Annotated in this window: 16 protein-coding genes; 3 read left to right on the forward strand and 13 right to left on the reverse strand. The window is 72.1% G+C overall.

What is annotated here, in order from left to right; translation table 11 throughout:
- Positions 1 to 86: 86 nt before the first annotated feature.
- The 11 genes from J5Y05_RS28415 to uvrC form a co-directional block, all read right to left on the reverse strand.
- Entirely contained in the window at positions 87 to 1,043 is a 957-nt protein-coding gene (locus tag J5Y05_RS28415) for a hypothetical protein (protein ID WP_210876150.1), read from the reverse strand.
- Between the two features lie 99 nt (positions 1,044 to 1,142).
- Positions 1,143 to 2,795: a glucose-6-phosphate isomerase gene (gene pgi, locus J5Y05_RS28420; RefSeq protein WP_210876151.1), complete on the reverse strand. Its 1,653-nt coding sequence runs from the start codon at positions 2,793 to 2,795 to the stop codon at positions 1,143 to 1,145.
- Between the two features lie 130 nt (positions 2,796 to 2,925).
- Positions 2,926 to 3,261 carry an RNA polymerase-binding protein RbpA gene (locus J5Y05_RS28425; protein ID WP_078856302.1) on the reverse strand — a complete coding sequence of 112 codons (336 nt, stop codon included), beginning with the start codon at positions 3,259 to 3,261 and terminating at the stop codon, positions 2,926 to 2,928.
- A 226-nt stretch (positions 3,262 to 3,487) separates the two neighbouring features.
- Entirely contained in the window at positions 3,488 to 3,724 is a 237-nt protein-coding gene (gene secG, locus J5Y05_RS28430) for a preprotein translocase subunit SecG (RefSeq protein ID WP_210876152.1), read from the reverse strand.
- Between the two features lie 125 nt (positions 3,725 to 3,849).
- The gene (gene tpiA / locus J5Y05_RS28435; protein WP_210876153.1) at positions 3,850 to 4,626 is read right to left on the reverse strand and encodes a triose-phosphate isomerase; all 777 of its coding nucleotides are present in this window, start codon (positions 4,624 to 4,626) and stop codon (positions 3,850 to 3,852) included.
- A 6-nt stretch (positions 4,627 to 4,632) separates the two neighbouring features.
- Entirely contained in the window at positions 4,633 to 5,844 is a 1,212-nt protein-coding gene (locus J5Y05_RS28440) for a phosphoglycerate kinase (RefSeq protein ID WP_210876154.1), read from the reverse strand.
- Positions 5,845 to 5,979: 135 nt separating this feature from the next.
- On the reverse strand, positions 5,980 to 6,987 hold the full coding sequence (gene gap, locus J5Y05_RS28445) for a type I glyceraldehyde-3-phosphate dehydrogenase (protein WP_210876155.1): 1,008 nt from the start codon (positions 6,985 to 6,987) through the stop codon (positions 5,980 to 5,982).
- 533 nt (positions 6,988 to 7,520) lie between these two features.
- Complete coding sequence (gene whiA, locus J5Y05_RS28450; protein ID WP_030423290.1) at positions 7,521 to 8,510, reverse strand: DNA-binding protein WhiA; 990 nt, start codon at positions 8,508 to 8,510, stop codon at positions 7,521 to 7,523.
- Positions 8,501 to 9,592, reverse strand: a complete 1,092-nt coding sequence (locus J5Y05_RS28455) for a gluconeogenesis factor YvcK family protein (RefSeq protein ID WP_210876156.1) — start codon at positions 9,590 to 9,592, stop codon at positions 8,501 to 8,503. Before J5Y05_RS28455 ends, whiA begins: the two co-directional genes overlap by 10 nt.
- The gene (gene rapZ, locus J5Y05_RS28460; RefSeq protein ID WP_210876157.1) at positions 9,589 to 10,599 is read right to left on the reverse strand and encodes an RNase adapter RapZ; all 1,011 of its coding nucleotides are present in this window, start codon (positions 10,597 to 10,599) and stop codon (positions 9,589 to 9,591) included. The genes J5Y05_RS28455 and rapZ overlap by 4 nt, the downstream gene beginning before the upstream one ends.
- On the reverse strand, positions 10,596 to 12,881 hold the full coding sequence (gene uvrC, locus J5Y05_RS28465) for an excinuclease ABC subunit UvrC (protein WP_210876158.1): 2,286 nt from the start codon (positions 12,879 to 12,881) through the stop codon (positions 10,596 to 10,598). The genes rapZ and uvrC overlap by 4 nt, the downstream gene beginning before the upstream one ends.
- A gap of 501 nt (positions 12,882 to 13,382) precedes the next feature.
- On the opposite strand from uvrC, the gene J5Y05_RS28470 reads away from it, so the two are divergent.
- Entirely contained in the window at positions 13,383 to 14,333 is a 951-nt protein-coding gene (locus J5Y05_RS28470) for a hypothetical protein (RefSeq protein WP_210876159.1), read from the forward strand.
- Positions 14,334 to 14,394: 61 nt separating this feature from the next.
- On the opposite strand, the gene J5Y05_RS28475 is transcribed toward J5Y05_RS28470, so the two are convergent.
- Positions 14,395 to 14,823, reverse strand: coding sequence for a Rieske (2Fe-2S) protein (locus J5Y05_RS28475; protein WP_210876160.1), 429 nt, complete (start codon positions 14,821 to 14,823; stop codon positions 14,395 to 14,397).
- Between the two features lie 519 nt (positions 14,824 to 15,342).
- Between J5Y05_RS28475 and J5Y05_RS28480 the strand changes: the two genes are divergently transcribed.
- A complete protein-coding gene (locus J5Y05_RS28480; RefSeq protein WP_210876161.1) occupies positions 15,343 to 16,422 on the forward strand; it encodes a LacI family DNA-binding transcriptional regulator in 1,080 nt (359 codons plus the stop codon).
- An 84-nt stretch (positions 16,423 to 16,506) separates the two neighbouring features.
- Positions 16,507 to 17,415, forward strand: a complete 909-nt coding sequence (locus J5Y05_RS28485) for a carbohydrate kinase family protein (RefSeq protein ID WP_210876162.1) — start codon at positions 16,507 to 16,509, stop codon at positions 17,413 to 17,415.
- A gap of 121 nt (positions 17,416 to 17,536) precedes the next feature.
- Here the strand turns inward: J5Y05_RS28485 and uvrA are convergent, their stop codons facing one another.
- Positions 17,537 to 20,557 (reverse strand): excinuclease ABC subunit UvrA, encoded by a 3,021-nt coding sequence (gene uvrA / locus J5Y05_RS28490; RefSeq protein ID WP_210876163.1) that lies wholly within the window; start codon positions 20,555 to 20,557, stop codon positions 17,537 to 17,539.
- Between the last annotated feature and the right edge of the window lie 37 nt (positions 20,558 to 20,594).

Consider the following 20,594-nt stretch of genomic DNA (forward strand, 5'->3'; position numbering starts at 1 on the left):
GGCGTTGCCGTTCCCGGGCGAGGGCTGGTCATCGCCGTCCCCGGAGGCGGACGGGGCGTTGCCCGTCGCCGGGCGCCGGGCGGGCGTCAGGAGCCGCCGGGGCCGGGGGCGTACGGGTTGCCGGGGTGCGGGGCGTACGGGTTGCCGGGGTGGTGGGGCCGCGGCGGGGGCGCGTAGGGGTTGCCGGTGCCGTAGGGACCACCGGGGCCGTACGGGGGCCGCCCCGGCGGAGACGGCGGGTACGGGGTGGCCCGCGGCGGGGCGTACGGCGGCGCCTGCGGCGGGACGGACGGCGTGCCGGGCGGCCGGGGGGCCGCCGGGTGCCGGGTGAGCCGGATGCCGTGCCGGCGGCGCAGCCGGCCCATCTCCACCAGCGCGATCGAGGTGACCGTCACGGGCGCCCCGAGGATGAAGACGACGCCCATGGTGAGGCTGAGCCCGTGCAGATCGCCCGTGGCGAGGTCGAAGAGGGCGATCAGCCAGGTCGTCACGGTCGCCAGCAGGGGCGGCAGACAGCGGTGGACGCCCGCCGTGCCGAAGAAGTTGCCGGAGACGTGCACGGCGCCGCGGACCACGACCACCGCCATCCACAGCGCCGGCGGCCCGAGGAACAGGACGAGCAGCGGTGAGCCGGCCGCCGACTTCAGCAGGTAGACCGTGAGCACGATCGACCCCACGAAGAGCAGCAGCAGCTTGGCCGAGTTGAGCAGCGGCACTTTGAGCGTGCGGACCGGGCCGCCGTGGCGCCACACCCAGAGCATGACGCCGACCGTGAGCGGGGTGAGGAAGAGCAGGACGGCGGAGGCCGTCAGCATGTTCTCCAGCACTTCGTCGAAGGTGAACCCGCCCTGGAAGACGGTGTAGACGCCGAGCGCGGCGACCGTGCCGGCGATGAGCCGGACCCGCTTGAGCCGTTCGACCGAGGCGTCGACGGAGGGCGGTATCCACGCCGGGTGGAACACCGCGCGCGCCAGCCGTTTGGGCCGCAGCGCGTCCCGCGCCGTCAGTCCACCGCCCGTCCAACTCCCCGGCGCACGCGCCATGGTGAACTCCCCCGAGTCATGGTCCGGATGATCACGGGAGTCTACGGGAAGCGGGCGGCGGGCCGCCGCCCACTTCCCCGAAGAACGGCGCTGAGGGTGTCACCGCCGGCCGCGCAGCTCCCGGTAGGCGGCGACCAGCGCGCGGGTGGAGGGGTCGAGGCCGGGCACCTCGGCGCCCTCGGTGAGGGCCGGTTCGACCCGCTTGGCCAGCACCTTGCCGAGTTCAACGCCCCACTGGTCGAAGGAGTCGATGTTCCAGACGGCGCCCTGGACGAAGACCTTGTGCTCGTAGAGCGCGATGAGCTGGCCGAGGACGGAGGGCGTCAGTTCGGTGGCGAGGATGGTGGTGGTCGGGTGGTCGCCGCGGAACGTCTTGTGCGGCACCAGTTCCTCCGGCACACCCTCCTCCCGCACCTCGTCCGGCGTCTTGCCGAAGGCGAGGGCCTGGGTCTGCGCGAAGAAGTTGGCCATCAGCAGGTCGTGCTGGGCGGCGAGGGTGTCGTCGAGTCCGGCGACCGGGCGGGCGAAGCCGAGGAAGTCCGCCGGGATCAGCTTGGTGCCCTGGTGGATCAACTGGTAGTAGGCGTGCTGCCCGTTGGTGCCCGGGGTGCCCCACACCACCGGGCCCGTCTGCCACTCCACCGGCTGCCCGTCGCGGTCGACGGACTTGCCGTTGGACTCCATGTCGAGTTGCTGGAGGTAGGCGGTGAAGCGGGAGAGGTAGTGGCTGTAGGGCAGCACCGCGTGCGACTGGGCGCCCGCGAAGTTGCCGTACCAGATGCCCAGCAGCCCCATCAGCAGCGGCACGTTGGACTCGGGGGGCGCGGTGCGGAAGTGCTCGTCGACAAGGTGGAAGCCGTCAAGCAGCTCGCGGAAGCGGTCCGGGCCGATGGCGATCATCAGGGAGAGGCCGATGGCCGAGTCGAAGGAGTATCGTCCGCCGACCCAGTCCCAGAACGCGAACATGTTGGCCGTGTCGATGCCGAACTCGGCGACCTTCTCCGCGTTGGTCGACAGCGCGACGAAGTGCCGGGCGACCGCGGCCTCGTCGCCGAGGGCGTCCAGCAGCCAGCTCCGCGCGGAGGTGGCGTTGGTGAGGGTCTCGATCGTCGTGAACGTCTTGGAGGCGATGACGAACAGCGTCTCCGCCGGGTCCAGGTCGCGGGTCGCCTCGTACAGGTCGGCGCCGTCGACGTTGGAGACGAACCGGACGGCGAGCGCGCGGTCGGTGACGTCGCGCAGTGCCTCGTAGGCCATGGCGGGGCCGAGGTCGGAGCCGCCGATGCCGATGTTGACGACGGTACGGATGCGCCGGCCGGTGTGGCCGGTCCACTCGCCGGAGCGGACCCGGTCGGCGAAGCCGGCCATCTTGTCGAGCACCGCGTGCACCTCGGGGACCACGTTCTCCCCGTCCACCTCGATCACCGCGTCCCGCGGGGCGCGCAGCGCGGTGTGCAGGACGGCGCGGTCCTCGGTCGTGTTGATGCGCTCGCCGCGGAACATGGCGTCCCGCAGCTCGAACACGCCGGTGGCGGCGGCCAGGTCACGCAGCAGGCGCAGCGTCTCGCCGGTGAGTAGGTGCTTGGAGTAGTCGACGTAGAGGTCGCCCACCCGCAGGGTCCAGGTGCTGCCGCGCTCCGGGTCGGCGGCGAACAGCTCGCGCAGGCGCACCTCCCCGAGTTCCTGGTGGTGCTTGGCCAGCGCGGTCCATTCGGGCGTCTGGTGGAGCCTGATACGGCCGTCTGCGTTCATGTCGGACTTCAGCCTTCTTCCTTGCGTGTGGCAGCGTCCCCGCCGATCCAACCTAAGCGATCAGCACGGAAGAAGGGTGTCGAACGACTCCGGCCAGGCACCCCTGGGGTGTCCGGCCGGTTTTCTCTGGCTAGATCTCGCCGCGCAGCTTGGCGAGTGCCTCGGCGAGGATCGCCTCGCCGTCCGCGTCGCTGCGACGCTCGCGCACGTATGCCAGGTGCGTCTTGTAGGGCTCGGTGCGCGGCGGGTCCGGCGGGTTCTCCCGGTCCTGTCCGGCGGGGAAGCCGCAGCGCGGGCAGTCCCAGGTCTCCGGGACCTGTGCGTCGCTCGCGAAGCTCGGCTGTGTCTCGTGTCCGTTGGAGCACCAGAAGGAGATGCGCAGACGCGGCGCTGACTCGCCGCGCTCGGCCTCGCCCATCGGCCCCGCCCCGACCCGGCTTCCCCGGATCGCGTTGCCACTTGCCACGGTCGTAACTCCCTGCGTGATGGTGCCGCGAAGCGAGTCGGCGTTCCGCTTCGCCGCGAGCGCCTCAGTCTACGAAAGGCCCAACGCGCGTCCAGTGATTGGAGTTACAAGCCCAAGCGCCCAGACGCAAGCCCCATGATAGGCCGCGCCGAGCGGCGCGTACCGGACATGGGGCCCGTGGTGCGCGGTGTGCCGCCGCCCGGGACCGGCCGGCCGGTCGGCGTGATCAGCCGTTCGACTTCATCAGCAGTCCGAGCGCGATGATGCACGCGAACCACAGCAGACCGATCACGACGGTGATCCGGTCGAGGTTGCGCTCGGCGACCGAGGAGCCGCCGACGGACGACTGCATGCCGCCACCGAACATGTCGGAGAGGCCGCCGCCCTTCCCCTTGTGCATCAGCACCAGCAGCATCAGCAGCAGGCTGAAGACGATCAGGGCGATCGAGAACCCCAAAACCACGGCTGGACCAACTTCCTCGGACTCGGATGAATGACGGGGGCATGGTGACGCCTGAGCGGCGGGGCCGCACAGGGACGCACTACCATGCCCCCGCAAGAGTACGACGTATCGCGGCTACCGCATACTCACTGGTCGCGGAAGCGGACGATCTTGACGAACTCGTCGGCGTCCAGTGAGGCACCTCCGACGAGGGCGCCGTCGATGTCGGGTTGGGCCATGATCTCGGCGACGTTGCCGGACTTGACCGAGCCGCCGTACTGGATGCGGACCTTGTCCGCCAGCTCCTGCGAGTACAGCTCGGCGATCTTGCCGCGGATCGCCGCGCAGACCTCCTGGGCCTCCTCGGCGCCGCAGACCTTGCCGGTGCCGATGGCCCAGACGGGCTCGTAGGCGACGACGACGGTCTCGGCCTGCTCGGCCGGCAGCTCCTTCAGACCGCCCTCGACCTGGGCGAGGGTGTGGGCGACGTGGTTGCCCGCCTCGCGGACCTCCAGTTCCTCGCCGACGCACAGGATCGGGGTGAGGCCGTGCTTGTAGGCGGCCTTGACCTTGGCGTTGACCTGCTCGTCGGTCTCGGCGTGGTACTGCCGGCGCTCGGAGTGGCCGACGGCCACGAAGGCGCACTTCAGCTTGGCCAGCATCGGTCCGGAGATCTCGCCGGTGTAGGCGCCGCCGTCGTGGGCGGAGATGTCCTGGGCACCGTACTTGATCTTGAGCTTGTCCCCCTCGACGAGGGTCTGCACGGAGCGCAGGTCGGTGAAGGGCGCGAGGACGGCGACCTCGACGGCCTCGTAGTCCTTGTCGGCGAGGGCGAAGGCGAGCTTCTGGACGTGGGCGATGGCCTCCAGGTGGTTGAGGTTCATCTTCCAGTTGCCGGCCATCAGCGGTGTGCGGGTGGTCATGCGGGGTCAGTCCTCCAGTGCGGCGAGGCCGGGGAGCGTCTTGCCCTCGAGGTATTCGAGGGAGGCGCCGCCTCCGGTCGAGATGTGGCCGAATGCGTTCTCGTCGAAGCCGAGCGTGCGCACGGCCGCGGCGGAGTCGCCGCCGCCGACCACGGTGAAGCCGGGGGCGTCGACGAGTGCCTGGGCGACCGCCTTGGTGCCCTCGGCGTAGTCGGGGTGCTCGAAGACGCCCATGGGGCCGTTCCAGAAGACGGTGGCCGCGTCGGCGAGCTTGGATGCGTACAGCTTGTCGGTCTCGGGGCCGATGTCCAGGCCCTGCTGGTCGGCCGGGATGGCGTCCGCGGCGACGGTGGTGGGGTGGGTGGGGGCCTTCGCCTTGAGGTCCGGGAACTCCGGGGAGACCCGCACGTCCACGGGGAGGACCAGTTCGACGCCGTTCTTCTCGGCGCGCTCCATGTACTCGCGGACGGCCGGGAGCTGGTCCTCCTGGAGCAGCGAGGTGCCGATCTCGTGGCCCTGGGCCTTGAGGAAGGTGTAGGCCATGCCGCCGCCGATCAGGATGCGGTCGGCGCGGCCGAGCAGTTCGTCGATGACGGCGAGCTTGTCGGAGACCTTGGCGCCGCCGAGCGCGACCACGTAGGGGCGCCGGACCTCGTCGGTGAGCTTGCGCAGGACGCCGACCTCGGTGGCGATGAGGTGGCCGGCGTAGTGCGGCAGGCGCCTCGGCAGGTCGTAGACGGAGGCGTGCTTGCGGTGCACGGCGCCGAAGCCGTCGCCGACGTAGACGTCCGCGAGGCCGGCCAGCCGGTCGGCGAAGGCGGCGCGCTCGGCGTCGTCCTTGCTGGTCTCGCCCGGGTTGAAGCGCAGGTTCTCCAGGACGGCCACCTGGCCGTCGGCGAGGCCGGCGACGGTGGAGGCGGCGGACTCGCCGACCGTGTCCTGGGCGAACGCGACCTCGGCGTCGAGGAGTTCGCCGAGGCGGGCGGCGGCCGGGGCCAGGGAGAAGGCGGGGTCCGGGGCGCCCTTGGGGCGGCCCAGGTGCGAGGCGACGACGACGCGCGCGCCCGCGTCGGCCAGGGCCTCGACGGTGGGCAGCACGGCGCGGATGCGGCCGTCGTCGGTGATGGTGGTGCCGGCCAGCGGCACGTTGAGGTCGGCACGGACGAAGACGCGCTTGCCGGCCACGCCTTCCGAGAGCAGTTCGTCGATCGTCTTCATAACAGCGGCTCCTGGGGCTCTTGATCGCTCGTGATCCTACGAGGACGGGTGGTGCCGGACGTGGGTCAGGGCCCGGACGGCGTGACCGTACGCCGCCCGAGCCCTGCTCTCACATGGAGTGTCCGCTCCGGTCGATCAGAGCTGGTTGCCGACGAAGACCGTGAGGTCGACGAGGCGGTTGGAGTAGCCCCACTCGTTGTCGTACCACCCGATGATCTTCACGTTCTTGCCCTCCTGGACCATGGTCAGGGAGGAGTCGAAGGTGCAGGACGCCGGGGCGTTGACGATGTCCGAGGAGACGATGGCGTCCTCGGTGTACTCGAGGATGCCCTTCAGCTCGCCCTCCGCGGCCTTCTGGAAGGCGGCGTTGACCTCTTCCTTGGTGACCTCGCGGCTCAGCTCGACCACGAGGTCGGTCACCGAGCCGGTGGGGACCGGGACGCGCATGGCGATGCCGTCCAGCTTGCCCTTGAGCTGCGGCAGGACCAGGGCGGTCGCCTTGGCGGCGCCGGTGGTGGTCGGGATGATGTTCTCCGCGGCGGCCCGCGCGCGGCGCAGGTCCTTGTGCGGGAAGTCCAGGATGCGCTGGTCGTTCGTGTAGGCGTGCACCGTGGTCATCAGACCGCGCACGATGCCGAAGTTCTCGTCGAGGACCTTCGCCATCGGCGCCACGCAGTTGGTGGTGCAGGAGGCGTTGGAGATGACCGTGTGGTTCGCCGGGTCGTAGTCGTCCTGGTTGACGCCCATGACGACGGTGACGTCCTCGTTCTTCGCCGGGGCGGAGATGATGACCTTCTTGGCGCCGCCGGCGATGTGCTTCTCGGCGTCTTCCTTCTTGGTGAAGATGCCGGTCGACTCGATCACGATGTCGACACCCAGCTCGCCCCAGGGGATCTCGGCCGGGTTGCGCTCGGAGAGGACCTTGATGGTCTTGCCGCCGACGGTGATGGTGTCCTCGGTGTGCGAGACCTCCTGCTTGAGGCGGCCGAGGATGGTGTCGTACTTCAGCAGGTGGGCGGTGGTCGCGGTGTCACCCAGGTCGTTGACAGCCACGATCTCGATGTCTGCACCCTGCTCCAGCAGCGCGCGGAAGTAGTTACGACCGATGCGGCCAAAGCCGTTGATGCCTACGCGGATCGTCACGAACCGATCTCCTCGTTGGTACGCCGGCTGTGTGCCGGCGAGCTGTATGGGATGTCCCCGACCACCCTCGACCCTACCTCCCGGAGGCAGGCGGAGTGACATCGAGACGACGCATACCCGGCACGGTGGCCGGTACCCGTAGCTAGGGGTACGGACCACCCCGATTCCGGGGACGGATCACCTGATTTCGGGACGCCGAGAGGCGGTTCGTTGACCGGAGCCGTCACTCGTTCCGGGCAGGGGTACGCACTGTTCACGGGGGGTTCCGGAGGGTGTCCGAGGGGGGATTCCGAAGGCGCTCCCGCGGGGCCGCGACGGCCGGAATCCGGCGTTCGGGACGCCGGGCGGCGACGGCGGCGGCCGGCCGGTCCGGGGGTGGGGCGCGGGGCCCGGCGGGTGCGCGGCGCCCGGCCGGAGGGGGCGCGCGGCGGGCGTCGGATGTTTCTTCCCCGGAAGGGTGAAAAAACCGGTGCCGGTACCCGTTCGGGTACCGGCACCGGCATGTTGACGGCCTGTCAGGCGCGGGCGGCGGATCAGCCCACGAGGTTGTCCGCCAGTTCCTCGCCGAGGTTGGCCTCGGTGCCCGGGATGCCGAGGTCCGAGGCGCGCTTGTCGGCCATGGCCAGCAGGCGGCGGATGCGCCCGGCGACCGCGTCCTTGGTCAGCGGCGGGTCGGCGAGAGCGCCCAGTTCCTCCAGCGATGCCTGCTTGTGGTCCATGCGCAGCCGGCCCGCGGCGGCGAGGTGCTCGGGCACGTCGTCGGCGAGGATCTCCAGCGCCCGCTGCACCCGGGCGCCCGCGGCGACGGCCGCGCGGGCCGAACGGCGCAGGTTGGCGTCGTCGAAGTTGGCGAGACGGTTCGCCGTGGCGCGGACCTCGCGGCGCATCCGCCGCTCCTCCCACGCCAGGACGGACTCGTGCGCGCCGAGCCGGGTGAGCAGGGCGCCGATCGCGTCGCCGTCACGGACCACGACCCGGTCCACGCCCCGCACCTCGCGGGCCTTGGCGGCGATCGACAGTCTGCGGGCGGCGCCGACCAGGGCGAGGGCGGCCTCGGGGCCGGGGCAGGTCACCTCCAGGGAGGAGGACCGGCCGGGCTCGGTGAGCGAGCCGTGTGCCAGGAAGGCGCCGCGCCAGGCCGCCTCGGCGTCGCAGGTGGCGCCGGAGACCACCTGCGGGGGCAGTCCCCGGATGGGTCGGCCCCGGCCGTCCACCAGGCCGGTCTGGCGGGCGAGCTGGTCACCTCCCGCGACCACCCGCACCACGTAGCGCGAGCCGCGGCGCAGCCCGCCGGGCGCCATCACGATCAGTTCCGAGCTGTGGCCGAAGATCTCCAGGACGTCCCGCTTGAGGCGCCGGGCCGCCATCGCGGTGTCCAGCTCCGCCTCGATCACGATGCGCCCACTCACCAGGTGGAGGCCGCCGGCGAACCGCAGGACGGAGGAGACCTCCGCCTTCCGGCAGCAGGTACGGGTGACGGGAAGCCGGGAGACCTCGTCCTTCACCGCTGGCGTCATCGCCATGGGCCGATCCTTCCATGCATCCGAAAAATACGGTCGTACGCGGCGGCCAACAGTTCCGGATCGTGCCTCGGGGTCCCGTCGGTCCGGGCGACCGGAGCCAGCTCGACCGCGGCGCCGAACCCCTTGGCGGCGTCGGTGAGCGAGTCACGGTCGGGCACGGCGGCCTCGTCGGCCAGCACCACGTCCAGGGCGAGTTTAGGGGCGTGTCGTCCCAAAACCTCCAAATGACGCTGCGGAGAGAAGCCTTCCGTTTCGCCGGGCTGGGGTGCGAGGTTCAGCGAGAGCACCCTGCGGGCCTTGGTCTGGGTGAGCGCGTCGAGCAGTTCGGGCACGAGCAGGTGCGGGATGACGGAGGAGAACCAGGAGCCCGGACCGAGCACGACCCAGTCCGCGTCGAGGACCGCCTCGACCGCGTCCGGCACGGCCGGCGGGTCGTGCGGCACCAGGTGCACGGACTGCACCTCGCCGGGGGTGAGCGCGACCGTGGCCTGTCCGCGCACCGTCTCCACGTCCTCGGGCCGCTCCGGGTCGTGGCCCTTGACCAGGGCCTGGAGCTCCAGCGGGACGGCGGACATGGGCAGCACCCGCCCGTGCGCGCCGAGCAGCCGGCCGACCAGGTCCAGGGCCTGGACATGGTCGCCGAGCTGCTCCCACAGGGCGACGATCAGCAGATTGCCGACCGCGTGTTCGTGCAGGTCGCCCTGGGACTGGAAGCGGTGCTGGATCACCCGCGCCCAGGTCTGGCCCCACTCGTCGTCCCCGCACAGCGCGGCCAGCGCCTTGCGCAGGTCGCCCGGGGGCAGGACGCCCAGTTCGTCGCGGAGGCGCCCGCTGGAGCCGCCGTCGTCGGCCACGGTGACGACGGCGGTGAGGTCGCCGGTGATCCGGCGCAGTGCGGCGAGCGAGGCGGACAGCCCCATGCCGCCGCCGAGGGCGACGACCTTGGGCTGGGTGCCGCGGCGGCGCGGCTTGCCGCCGCGCGCCTCGGCGGGGCGGGCGGTGCGGGACTCGGCGGATCTGCCGCCGCGTCCCTCCGGCACCACCCGGCGCAGCCTGCTCAGCCGCGGAGTACGTCCTGTCATTCCCGTCCCATGTCCCGGTGGACGACCACCGTCTCCACGCCCTCGGCGGCGAGCCGGGCGGCGAGCTTCTCCGACATGGCCACGGACCGGTGCTTGCCGCCGGTGCAGCCGACGGCGACGGTCACATAGCGCTTGCCCTCACGACGGTAGCCCGCCGCGATCAACTGGAGCAGCTCGGCATAGCGGTCGAGGAACTCCTTGGCCCCGGGCTGGTTGAGGACGTAGGCCGACACCTCCTCGTTCAGACCGGTGTAGGGGCGCAGTTCCGGGACCCAGTGGGGGTTGGGCAGGAAGCGCATGTCCACGACGAGGTCGGCGTCGACCGGGAGGCCGTACTTGAAGCCGAAGGACATGACGGTGGCCCGCAGCTCGGGCTCCTCGTCGCCCGCGAACTGGGCGTCCATCTTGGCGCGCAGCTCGTGCACGTTGAGGCTGGAGGTGTCGATCACCAGGTCGGCGTCGCCGCGCAGCTCGCGCAGCAGCTCCCGTTCGGCGGCGATACCGTCGACGATGCGGCCGTCGCCCTGGAGGGGGTGCGGGCGGCGCACCGACTCGAAACGGCGCACCAGCGCCTCGTCGGAGGACTCCAGGAAAACGATCCGCCGGGTGACTCCGCGGGAGTCGAGGTCGGCGAGGGACTCGCGCAGGTTGTCGAAGAAGCGCCGGCCGCGGACGTCGACGACGACCGCGATGCGGGCCACGTTGCCCTGCGAGCGGGCGCCCAGCTCCACCATGGTGGGGATCAGCGCGGGTGGCAGGTTGTCGACGACGAACCAGCCGAGGTCCTCCAGACACTTGGCCGCCGTGGAGCGGCCCGCTCCGGACATGCCGGAGATGATCACCAGCTCGGGGATGCCCGTGTCGTGCGTCCCGGCTGTCTCGTTGCCCGTACTCACGTGTGCTCCGTTGTCGTGGCGCCCGTCGGTCCGGGCGGTCCCGGGACCCGCGTCCTCGCCGGTCGTGCCCGGGGTCCGCTCCGGTGTGGGCTGTGTGTCGTGCTCGGTCATCTCTCCTGCCCCCGTCGTTCGTCCGGGGTGCCCGCGGACACGGGCTCCCCCGGGGCATCCGCCGTCGTCTCGGGTGCCCCGTCCTCGTCATCCATGATCTCTCCGGTCGCCGTGTTCACGGCGGGCGCGGCCGGGGCGGCCCCCGCGAGGGCCACCGCGACGGTCTCGGCCGTCTTGCGTCCTATACCGGGTACCTCGCAGATCTGGTCGATCGTCGCCGACCGGATTTTCTTCACCGAACCGAAGTGCTTGATGAGCGCCTGCTTACGGGTCTCCCCGAGTCCGGGCACGTCGTCTAGAGGGCCGGAACGGAAACGCTTGGCGCGTTTGGCGCGCTGGTAGGCGATGGCGAAGCGGTGGGCCTCGTCGCGGACCCGCTGGAGCAGGTAGAGGCCCTCGCTGGTGCGGGGCAGGACGACCGGGTCGTCGTCGCCGGGCAGCCAGACCTCCTCCAGCCGCTTGGCCAGCCCGCACACGGCGATGTCGTCGATGCCCAGCTCGTCCAGGGCCCGCCGCGCCGCCGCGACCTGCGGCTGCCCGCCGTCGACGACGACGAGCTGGGGCGGGTAGGCGAACCGCCGGGGCCGCCCGTCCTCGTCCTTGAACCCGTCCTGACCGCTCTGCGGGCCGTTCTCCGGGCCGTGGCCCTCGCCGGGGCCCTCGCCGGGGCCCCGGGCCGGTGGAGTCCCGGGGAACGTGGCGGGCGCGGCGGGCGTGTCCCCGGGCGGGGTGGAGGCGGTGGACGGGGCGACGGGCGGGGCGACGGGGACGGTCGGTGCGGGCGCGGCGGCGGGCGGGCCGGCCGGGTGGCCGTGCGCATCCCCGGCCCCGCCCCCGGTGCCGTCCTCGGCGGGCTCCTGCCCGGCCCACTCCCCGGTCCGCTCCTTCTCGGCGAGGTAGCGGCGGAAACGGCGGGTGACCACCTCGTGCATGGAGCGGACGTCGTCCTGCCCCCGGAAGCCCTTGATCTGGAACCGCCGGTACTCGCTCTTGCGGGCCAGCCCGTCCTCGAAGACGACCATGGAGGCGACCACGTCGTCGCCCTGGAGGTGCGAGACGTCGTAGCACTCGATCCGCAGCGGCGCGCTGTCCAGGCCCAGGGCGTCGGCGATCTCCTCCAGGGCGCGCGAGCGCGTGGTGAGGTCGGAGGCGCGCTTGGTCTTGTGCAGGACGAGCGCCTGCTGCGCGTTGCGCTGCACCGTCTCCATGAGGGCCTTCTTGTCGCCGCGCTGCGGGATGCGCAGCGACACGCCCGAACCGCGCCGGTCCGTCAGCCACTCCTGCACCGGCTCCACCGGGTCGGGCAGCGCCGGGACCAGCACCTCGCGGGGCACGGCGTCGCCGCTCTCCTCCCCGTAGAGCTGCTGGAGGGCGTGTTCGACGAGGGCGGCGGTGGTGACCTCCTCGACCTTGTCGGTGACCCAGCCGCGCTGGCCGCGGACGCGTCCGCCGCGCACGTGGAAGATCTGGACCGCCGCCTCCAGCTCGTCCTCGGCGACGGCGATCAGGTCGGCGTCGGTCGCGTCGGCGAGCACGACCGCGCTCTTCTCCATGGCCTTCCTGAGGGCACCGATGTCGTCGCGCAGGCGGGCCGCCCGCTCGTACTCCAGTTCCTCGGCCGCCTCCCCCATCCGCGCCTCCAGCCGGCGCAGGTAGGTGCCGGTACGGCCGGCCATGAAGTCGCAGAACTCCTCCGCCAGCTCCCGGTGGTCCTCGGCGGAGATCCGCTCCACGCAGGGCGCCGAGCACTTGCCGATGTAGCCGAGGAGGCAGGGGCGGCCGGTGCGCTCGGCGTTCCTGAAGACGCCGGCCGAGCAGGTGCGCACCGGGAACACCCGCAGCAGCAGGTCGACGGTGTCGCGGATCGCCCAGGCGTGCCCGTACGGCCCGAAGTAGCGCACGCCCTTCTTCTTGTGGCCCCGCATGACCTGCACGCGGGGGATCTCCTCGTTCATCGTCACCGCGAGGTACGGGTAGCTCTTGTCGTCGCGGTACTTGACGTTGAACCGGGGGTCGTACTCCTTGATCCAGGAGTACTCGAGCTGGAGCGCCTCGACCTCCGTGGACACCACCGTCCACTCCACGGAGGCGGCCGTGGTGACCATGGTGCGGGTGCGCGGGTGCAGGCCGGAGAGGTCCTGGAAGTAGTTCGCCAGGCGCTGGCGCAGGCTCTTCGCCTTTCCGACGTAGATCACCCGTCGGTGCTCGTCACGGAACCTGTACACCCCCGGGGAGTCCGGGATCTCACCCGGCCTGGGGCGGTAGCTGGAGGGGTCGGCCATGTCTCACACCCTACTGTCGGGGGCCGACAGAGCGCCGGGGCTGTGGACAGCCGTCGCGGGGGCTGTGGACAGCGGCCGGCAGGGTTGTGGATCACCACGCGAGGGCGGTTGCGGCGGCTCGCCGGCGGGTCCGGTCGGGGCCGCTCGGCGGGCGGTGCGGCGGGCCGGGGCGGGGTTGGTGGGGTTAGTGGCGTTAGTGGGGTTGGTGGAGTCAGTGGGGTCGGTGGGCCGGGGCGGGGCGTCGGTGGTGGGGCGGGCCCGGGGCCGGGCGGAGAGTCCGGGTGGCGGGCGGGCCCGTGTGTTCTCGGCCAGGAGTCCACGGCGGTCCCGCGCCAAGTGTTGTCGGGACTTGGTCAACACGCTTCAATGCGGGGGAACTCGGGGCCATGAAGCGCGGCGTACGGAGACGAGGACCCCCCTGCGCCGCGTCGGGGGCGGCCCCGCGGATTCGCGCCGAACGGTCTGACCAGCCGTCGTGGACCTCCACAGAAAGGCCCCTGCATGCCGCACGCCGCTCAGCACGCGGACACCGCCCCCACCGAACTCGACGCGGCCCTGCGCGGCGGCCCCTTCCACGTGGCCCTGCGCGCGGCGATCGCCGCGCGCGGACTGCCGCTCCAGCGCGTGCAGCACCACCTGTCGCGCCGCGGGGTGAAGGTGGGCGTCACCAGCCTCAGCTACTGGCAGCAGGGTGCCCGCCGCCCGCAGCGCCCCGAGTCCCTGCGCGCCGTACGGGCCCTGGAGGAGATACTCCAGCTCCCCGAGGAGTCGCTGATACGCCTGCTCGTGGAGCCCGAGGAGAGCCCCTCCGGCGCACACCACACCACCCGCTCCTACCGCGCCCTGGTGGCCGCCTCCGGCGTCCTGGAGCGGCTCCTGGCCGAGCTGGGCCACACCCCGTCCGACTCCGGGCTGCACACCCTCGGGCACCACGAACGCGTGCGCGTCGGAGCCGACCGCGCGCTGGCGGGCCGCGAATCGCAGCACATCGTCCGCGCCCACCGCGACGGCGTCGACCGCTTCCTCGCCGTCCACCACGGCGACCCGGGCTGCGTCCCCGCGCGGATGACCGTCCGCGCGCTGGAGAACTGCCGCACGGGACGCGTCCGCACCCACCACGACACCGGCGTCCTCGTGGCCGAGCTGCTCTTCGACACCCGCCTGCGGGCCGGCGACACGCACCTGTTCCGCTACGCCGTCGAGGACGGCACCGCCGGCGTGTCGCGCGAGTACGTGCGCGGCTTCGGCGGGGCGGGCGGGCAGTACGCCCTCCAGGTGCGCTTCGACCCGGCGGCGCTCCCCGCGCGCTGCCACCGGTTCACGCAGTACTCGGCGGCGGCGCCGCGCGGCGGCCTGCGCGAGCTGGAACTGAGCGGACCGCACCACTCCGTGCACCTCGTCGAGTCCCGGGTGCGGTCGGGCGTGCTGGGCATCGGGTGGGACTGGGAGTGAGCGGGACCCGGCCCGCCTGGGGGACTGGGAGTGAGCGGGGCCGGCCTCGCCCGCCCGGGGGTCAGCCCTCGTAGGGGCCGACGACGATCCGGCCCTGCTCGACCTCGACCGGGAGTTCCGCCAGCGGCACGGAGGCCGGGGACTTCAGCACCTCGCCGGTGCGGGCGTCGAACTCGCTGCCGTGGCACGGGCAGACCAGCTTCGTCCCGACCAGCTTGTTGATGGGGCACCGCGCGTGCGTGCAGATCGTGCTGTGCGCCTTCAGCGCGCCGTCGTCCGTCCGGCCGACCACGATCTTCTGGTCCTGGTAGAGCTTGGCGCCGCCCTCGGCGACATCGCCCTCCGCGCCGAGGTCGACGGGTGCCGTCGGTCCGACGGTATCGGCGCGGTCGTCGCCCGGGGCGCAGGCGGCCAGGCCGATACCGGCGACGGGAGTGAGCGCCGCCGTGCGCAGGACGGTACGGCGGCTCGGGGCGGGACGGCCGGGCATGGTGTCTCCACGGGTCAGGGTGGAGCGGGCGGCCGGACGGGCGGGGCGCGGCACCGGTCGTCCGCTGCGCGGTACGGCTGCGGTTGCGGCGCGCGGGCACCGCGGCACGCGACGGCCGCCGCGCGGGACCGGGGCGTGCAGGAGCGACGATATCGGGCGGGGCGGGACGGGCGGCGGGGTGGGTGCCGGAGGTGTGGGTGGGCGGCGCGGTGAGTGCCGGAGGTGTGGGGGTGGGCGCCGGCGTGGGCGCCGAAGGTGGGGGGCGAGCGGGCGGATCGGGTGGATGCGGGGGCCGGGGCGCGGGGGCGGGGCGAGGGGGCTGGCGTAAGCGCTGGCGTAAGCGCTTACGCAGTCGCTTCCGGCAACCGCTCGCGTAAACGCTTACGCGAGCGGTTGCGCAAGCGTTTACGTCCACCCCCTCCGTGGGGTACGGTCCCGGCCAGCGCATGGCGCGTTTCCGCCCGTGCCGTGCCGATGAGCCGTTCCGTGCCGTTTTCCGGGGAGAGAAAGGGGGCGCCGATGACCACCATGGCCGATGTCGCACGGAGCGCCGGAGTCTCCGTGGCGACCGTCTCCCACGTGCTGAACAGCACCCGCCCGGTGCTGCCGCACACCCGGCAGGCCGTCCTGGACGCGATCGAACAGCTCGGCTACACCCCGAACGGGCCGGCACGCTCCCTGGTGACGGCGCGTACCCGTTCCATCGGGCTCGCGGTGTCGGCGATCAGCAACCCGTACTTCACGGAGATCCTCCAGGGGGTCGAGGCCGGTGCCCTGGAGCACGGCTACAGCCTGCTCATCGCGGACCCGCACGATGATCCGGAGCATGAGCACACGGTCGTCCAGTTGCTGCACGAGCGGCGGGTGGACGGCATGATCGTCGCCCCTTCGGCCGATCCGGGCGCCCTCCTCGCCTACCTGGCCCGCCACCGGGTGCCGGCGGTCTTCCTCGACCGGCTGGTCGACGCGCCGGAGACGGACGACTGGCGCTTCGACCAGGTCTGCGCCGACGGCTGCGAGCCGACGGCCGGTCTGGTCACCCATCTTGCCGAGCTGGGGCACCGCCGGATCGGCCTGGTCGCGGGCCGGCCGGGGTTCAGCACGACCCGCGAGCGGCTCACCGGCTACCGGCACGGACTGGCCACCGCCGGTCTGCCCTTCGACGAGCGCCTGGTGGTGCACGGCGACTCCGAGACGGCCGGTGGAGAACGCGCCACCGACGCCCTGCTGTCCCTCGCGGTGCCGCCGACCGGGCTGATCACGGCCAACAACACGATGACCATCGGCGCGCTGCGCGCCCTGCGGCGGCGGGGCCTGTCCGTTCCCGGCGATCTCGCACTGTGCTGCTTCGACGACTTCGCCTGGGCGGACCTCTTCTCCCCGCGGCTCACCGCCGTCGCGCAGCCGAGCCGGGAGCTGGGCGCGCGGGCCGTGCGGCTGCTGCTGGAGCGCCTGGACGCCCCGGACCGGCCGGCGCGGACGGTCCGGCTGGACTGTTCCCTGGCCCACCGCACCTCGTGCGGCTGCCCCGAGCGGCCGGAGCCTCCCGGGCCACCCGGCCCGGGAGGGACCACCGTGTCCCCCTCGACCACCTCTTAGCGCACTCCCCGTCCTTGCCTTCCCTCCTTCCCTCCCCTCGCGTTACCCGGACGGCCTCCGCCGAGGCCCACGAAAGGACTGCCCGTGATCGTCGTCGCCGGTGAGGCACTGATCGACCTGGTACCGCAGGGCACCGGTGCCCTGGCCCCGCTGCGCCCCGCGCTCGGCGGCGGCCCGTACAACACGGCCGTCGCGCTGGGCCGCCTCGGCTCCCCCACCGCCTTCTGCTCGCGGGTGTCCCGGGACGCCTTCGGGGAGGCTCTGCTGGAGCGGCTGCGGGAGACCGGCGTGGACGTGTCCCCGGTGCAGCGCGGGCCCGAGCCCACGACCCTCGCGGTGGCGTCGGTCGGCACGGACGGTTCGGCCGCCTACTCGTTCTATGTGGAGGGGACCGCCGACCGGCTGTTCACGGCCCCTTCGACGCTGCCCGTGGGGACCAGGGCGGTGTCCTTCGGCACCTGTTCGCTGGTGCTGGAGCCGGGGGCGAGCGCGTACGAGGGGCTGCTGCGCGATTCGGCGGCGCGGGGCGTCTTCACCGCCCTGGACCCGAACATCCGGGCCGGGCTGATCCCGGCCCCGGACGCCTACCGGACCCGGTTCAAGAGCTGGCTGCCGTCGGTGTCGCTGCTGAAGCTCTCCGCCGAGGACGCCGAGTGGCTGGGCGGGACGCCCCGAGAGTGGCTGGCCGCGGGCCCGTCGGCGGTCGTGATCACCCAGGGCGGCGACGGGCTGACCGCGTACACCCGGGACGGCGGCGTGTACACGGTTCCCGGCGAGCAGGTCAGGGTGGTGGACACGATCGGCGCGGGTGACACCGTCAACGCGGCGCTGCTGCACGGTCTCGCGGTGCGCAACGCCCTCGGCGACCGGGAGCTGGCCACACTGGGACCACAGGGCTGGACGGACCTGCTCGGCTTCGCCGCGCGCGCAGCGGCGGTCACCTGCTCGCGGGCGGGAGCGCAGCCGCCGTACGCCCACGAGGTGGCCGGCTGAGACATCGCCCCGCGCGCGGGGAGCACCGCGAAGCGGCGTGCGCCACGGGGGGATTCCCGTGGCGCACGCCGCTTCGCCCGTTCCGCGGGCAGTCCCGCGGAAGCCTGGCCCTGCCGGCCGCCTACTTCGCGGCCGGCTTGGCGGTCTTCGCCGTCTTGGCCGTCTTCCTGGTGGTCTTGGCGGTCTTGGTCTCGGTCTTCTGCGCGGGGGTCTTCCGGGCGGCGGTCTTCTTGGCGGTGGTCTTGGCCGCCGCCTTCGCCGCCCTGCGCGGTGCCGGGATCGGCTCGGCGTCGCTGACCCGGTCCGCGCCGAGGACGTCCCGCAGGAACTTGCCGGTGTGGCTGGCCGGGACGCCCGCGACCTGCTCGGGCGTGCCCTCGGCGACCACCAGGCCACCGCCGGCGCCGCCTTCGGGGCCCATGTCGACGACCCAGTCGGCCGTCTTGATCACGTCGAGGTTGTGCTCGATGACGATGACCGTGTTGCCCTTGTCGACCAGGCCGGACAGGACCGTCAGCAGCTTGCTGATGTCCTCGAAGTGCAGACCGGTGGTCGGCTCGTCGAGGACGTAGACCGTGCGGCCGGTGGAGCGCTTCTGGAGTTCGCTGGCGAGCTTCACCCGCTGCGCCTCGCCGCCGGACAGGGTGGTCGCGGACTGGCCGAGCCGGACGTAGCCGAGGCCGACGTCCTTGAGGGTCCTCATGTGCCGGGCGATCGAGGGGACCGCCTCGAAGAAGTCCGTGGCCTCCTCGATCGGCATGTTCAGCACGTCGGCGATGGACTTGCCCTTGTAGTGGACCTCCAGGGTCTCCCGGTTGTAACGGGCCCCGTGGCAGACCTCGCACGGGACGTAGACGTCCGGGAGGAAGTTCATCTCGATCTTGATGGTGCCGTCGCCCGCGCAGTTCTCGCAGCGGCCACCCTTGACGTTGAAGGAGAACCGGCCGGGCATGTACCCGCGGACCTTCGCCTCGGTGGTCTCGGCGAACAGCTTGCGGATGTGGTCGAAGACACCGGTGTACGTCGCCGGGTTCGACCGCGGGGTGCGGCCGATGGGCGACTGGTCGACGTGGACGACCTTGTCGACCAGGTCGTCGCCCTCCACGCGCGTGTGCCGGCCGGGCACGGTCCGCGCGCCGTTCAGTTCGCGGGCGAGGTGGGTGTACAGGATGTCGTTGACCAGGGTCGACTTGCCGGAGCCGGAGACACCGGTGACGGCCGTGAACACGCCGAGCGGGAAGGACACGTCGATGTCCTTCAGGTTGTTCTCCCGGGCGCCGTGCACGGTGAGCCGGCGGGCGGGGTCCAGCGGGCGCCGGATCTCGGGCAGCGGGATGGCCTTCTTGCCGGCCAGGTAGAGACCGGTCTGCGATTCGGCGTTGGCCAGCAGCTCCTTGAGTCCGCCGCTGTGCACCACCTTGCCGCCGTGCTCGCCGGCGCCGGGGCCGATGTCGACGATCCAGTCGGCGACCTTGATGGTGTCCTCGTCGTGCTCGACCACGATCAGGGTGTTGCCCATGTCGCGGAGCCGGACGAGGGTCTCGATCAGCCGGTGGTTGTCCCGCTGGTGCAGACCGATGGAGGGCTCGTCGAGGACGTAGAGCACGCCGACGAGTCCGGAGCCGATCTGGGTGGCCAGGCGGATGCGCTGGGCCTCGCCGCCGGAGAGGGTGCCGGCCGCGCGGTTCAGCGAGAGGTAGTCGAGGCCGACGTCGACGAGGAAGCGGAGCCGCTCGTTGACCTCCTTGAGCACGCGCTCGGCGATCTTCTTGTCGCGGTCGGTGAGCTTCAGCTCGCCCAGGAAGTCCGCGCAGTCGCTGATCGACATCGCGGAGACCTCGGCGATCGACTTGCCCATGACGGTGACCGCGAGGACGACGGGCTTGAGGCGGGTGCCCTGACAGCTCGGGCAGGGCACCTCGCGCATGTAGCCCTCGAAGCGCTCGCGGCTGGCGTCGCTCTCGGCCTCGCTGTGCCGGCGCTTGACGAAGGGGACGGCCCCCTCGAACGCCGTGGTGTACCGGCGCTCGCGCCCGTACCGGTTGCGGTAGCGGACCTCGACCTGGGTCTTGTGCCCGTACAGCAGCGCTTTGCGGGCGCGCTGGGGCAGGCCCGCGAAGGGGATGTCGGTGCGGAAGCCGAGCGCGTCCGCGAGGGCGCCGATGAGGCGGCCGAAGTAGTCCTTGGTGTGGCCGTGCGACCAGGGGTGGATGGCGCCGTCGTCGAGGGACTTCTCCTCGTCCGGCACGATCAGCTCCGGGTCGACCTCCATGCGCGTGCCGATGCCGGTGCAGTCGGGGCAGGCGCCGAAGGGCGAGTTGAAGGAGAAGGAGCGCGGCTCCAGCTCTTCGAAGGACAGGTCGTCGTAGGCGCAGTACAGGTGCTCCGAGTACATGCGCTCGCGCTCGGGGTCGTCCTCGGGCAGGTCGACGAAGTCGAGCACGACCATGCCGCCGGAGAGGCCGAGCGCGGTCTCCACGGAGTCGGTGAGGCGGCGCTTGGCGGAGTCCTTCACCGTGAGGCGGTCGACGACCACCTCGATGGTGTGCTTCTCCTGCTTCTTGAGCGTGGGCGGCTGGGAGAGCTGGATCGTCTCGCCGTCCACGCGCGCGCGGGAGTAGCCCTTGGTCTGGAGGTCGGCGAAGAGGTCGACGAACTCGCCCTTGCGCTCGCGCACCAGCGGCGAGAGCACCTGGAAGCGGCTGCCCTCGGGCAGTTCCAGGACCCGGTCGACGATGGCCTGCGGCGACTGGCGCGAGATCGGCCGGCCGCACTGGGGGCAGTGCGGCTTGCCGATGCGGGCGAAGAGCAGGCGCAGGTAGTCGTAGACCTCGGTGATGGTGCCGACCGTGGAGCGCGGGTTGCGCGAGGTCGACTTCTGGTCGATGGAGACCGCCGGGGAGAGTCCCTCGATGAAGTCGACGTCCGGCTTGTCCATCTGGCCGAGGAACTGCCGGGCGTAGCTGGAGAGCGACTCCACGTAGCGCCGCTGGCCCTCGGCGAAGATGGTGTCGAAGGCCAGGGAGGACTTGCCCGACCCGGACAGGCCCGTGAAGACGATGAGCGCGTCACGAGGCAGGTCGAGCGAGACGTTCTTCAGGTTGTGCTCGCGCGCGCCACGGACGATGAGACGGTCGGCCACGCCGGTCCGCACCTTTCTTGAGAGAAGTGACAGGGGC

It is taken from the genome of Streptomyces tagetis (assembly GCF_018069565.1).
Classification (GTDB): domain Bacteria; phylum Actinomycetota; class Actinomycetes; order Streptomycetales; family Streptomycetaceae; genus Streptomyces; species Streptomyces tagetis.

Excerpts from the sequence above, each read along its gene's own strand:
- J5Y05_RS28475 (WP_210876160.1), bottom strand. The coding sequence starts at position 14,823 with ATGCCCGGCCGTCCCGCCCCGAGCCGCCGTACCGTCCTGCGCACGGCG.
- uvrC (WP_210876158.1), bottom strand. The coding sequence starts at position 12,881 with ATGGCCGACCCCTCCAGCTACCGCCCCAGGCCGGGTGAGATCCCGGAC.
- J5Y05_RS28415 (WP_210876150.1), bottom strand. The coding sequence starts at position 1,043 with ATGGCGCGTGCGCCGGGGAGTTGGACGGGCGGTGGACTGACGGCGCGG.
- rapZ (WP_210876157.1), bottom strand. The coding sequence starts at position 10,599 with ATGACCGAGCACGACACACAGCCCACACCGGAGCGGACCCCGGGCACG.
- J5Y05_RS28480 (WP_210876161.1), top strand. The coding sequence starts at position 15,343 with ATGACCACCATGGCCGATGTCGCACGGAGCGCCGGAGTCTCCGTGGCG.
- pgi (WP_210876151.1), bottom strand. The coding sequence starts at position 2,795 with ATGAACGCAGACGGCCGTATCAGGCTCCACCAGACGCCCGAATGGACC.
- tpiA (WP_210876153.1), bottom strand. The coding sequence starts at position 4,626 with ATGACCACCCGCACACCGCTGATGGCCGGCAACTGGAAGATGAACCTC.
- J5Y05_RS28440 (WP_210876154.1), bottom strand. The coding sequence starts at position 5,844 with ATGAAGACGATCGACGAACTGCTCTCGGAAGGCGTGGCCGGCAAGCGC.
- J5Y05_RS28470 (WP_210876159.1), top strand. The coding sequence starts at position 13,383 with ATGCCGCACGCCGCTCAGCACGCGGACACCGCCCCCACCGAACTCGAC.
- whiA (WP_030423290.1), bottom strand. The coding sequence starts at position 8,510 with ATGGCGATGACGCCAGCGGTGAAGGACGAGGTCTCCCGGCTTCCCGTC.
- J5Y05_RS28455 (WP_210876156.1), bottom strand. The coding sequence starts at position 9,592 with ATGACAGGACGTACTCCGCGGCTGAGCAGGCTGCGCCGGGTGGTGCCG.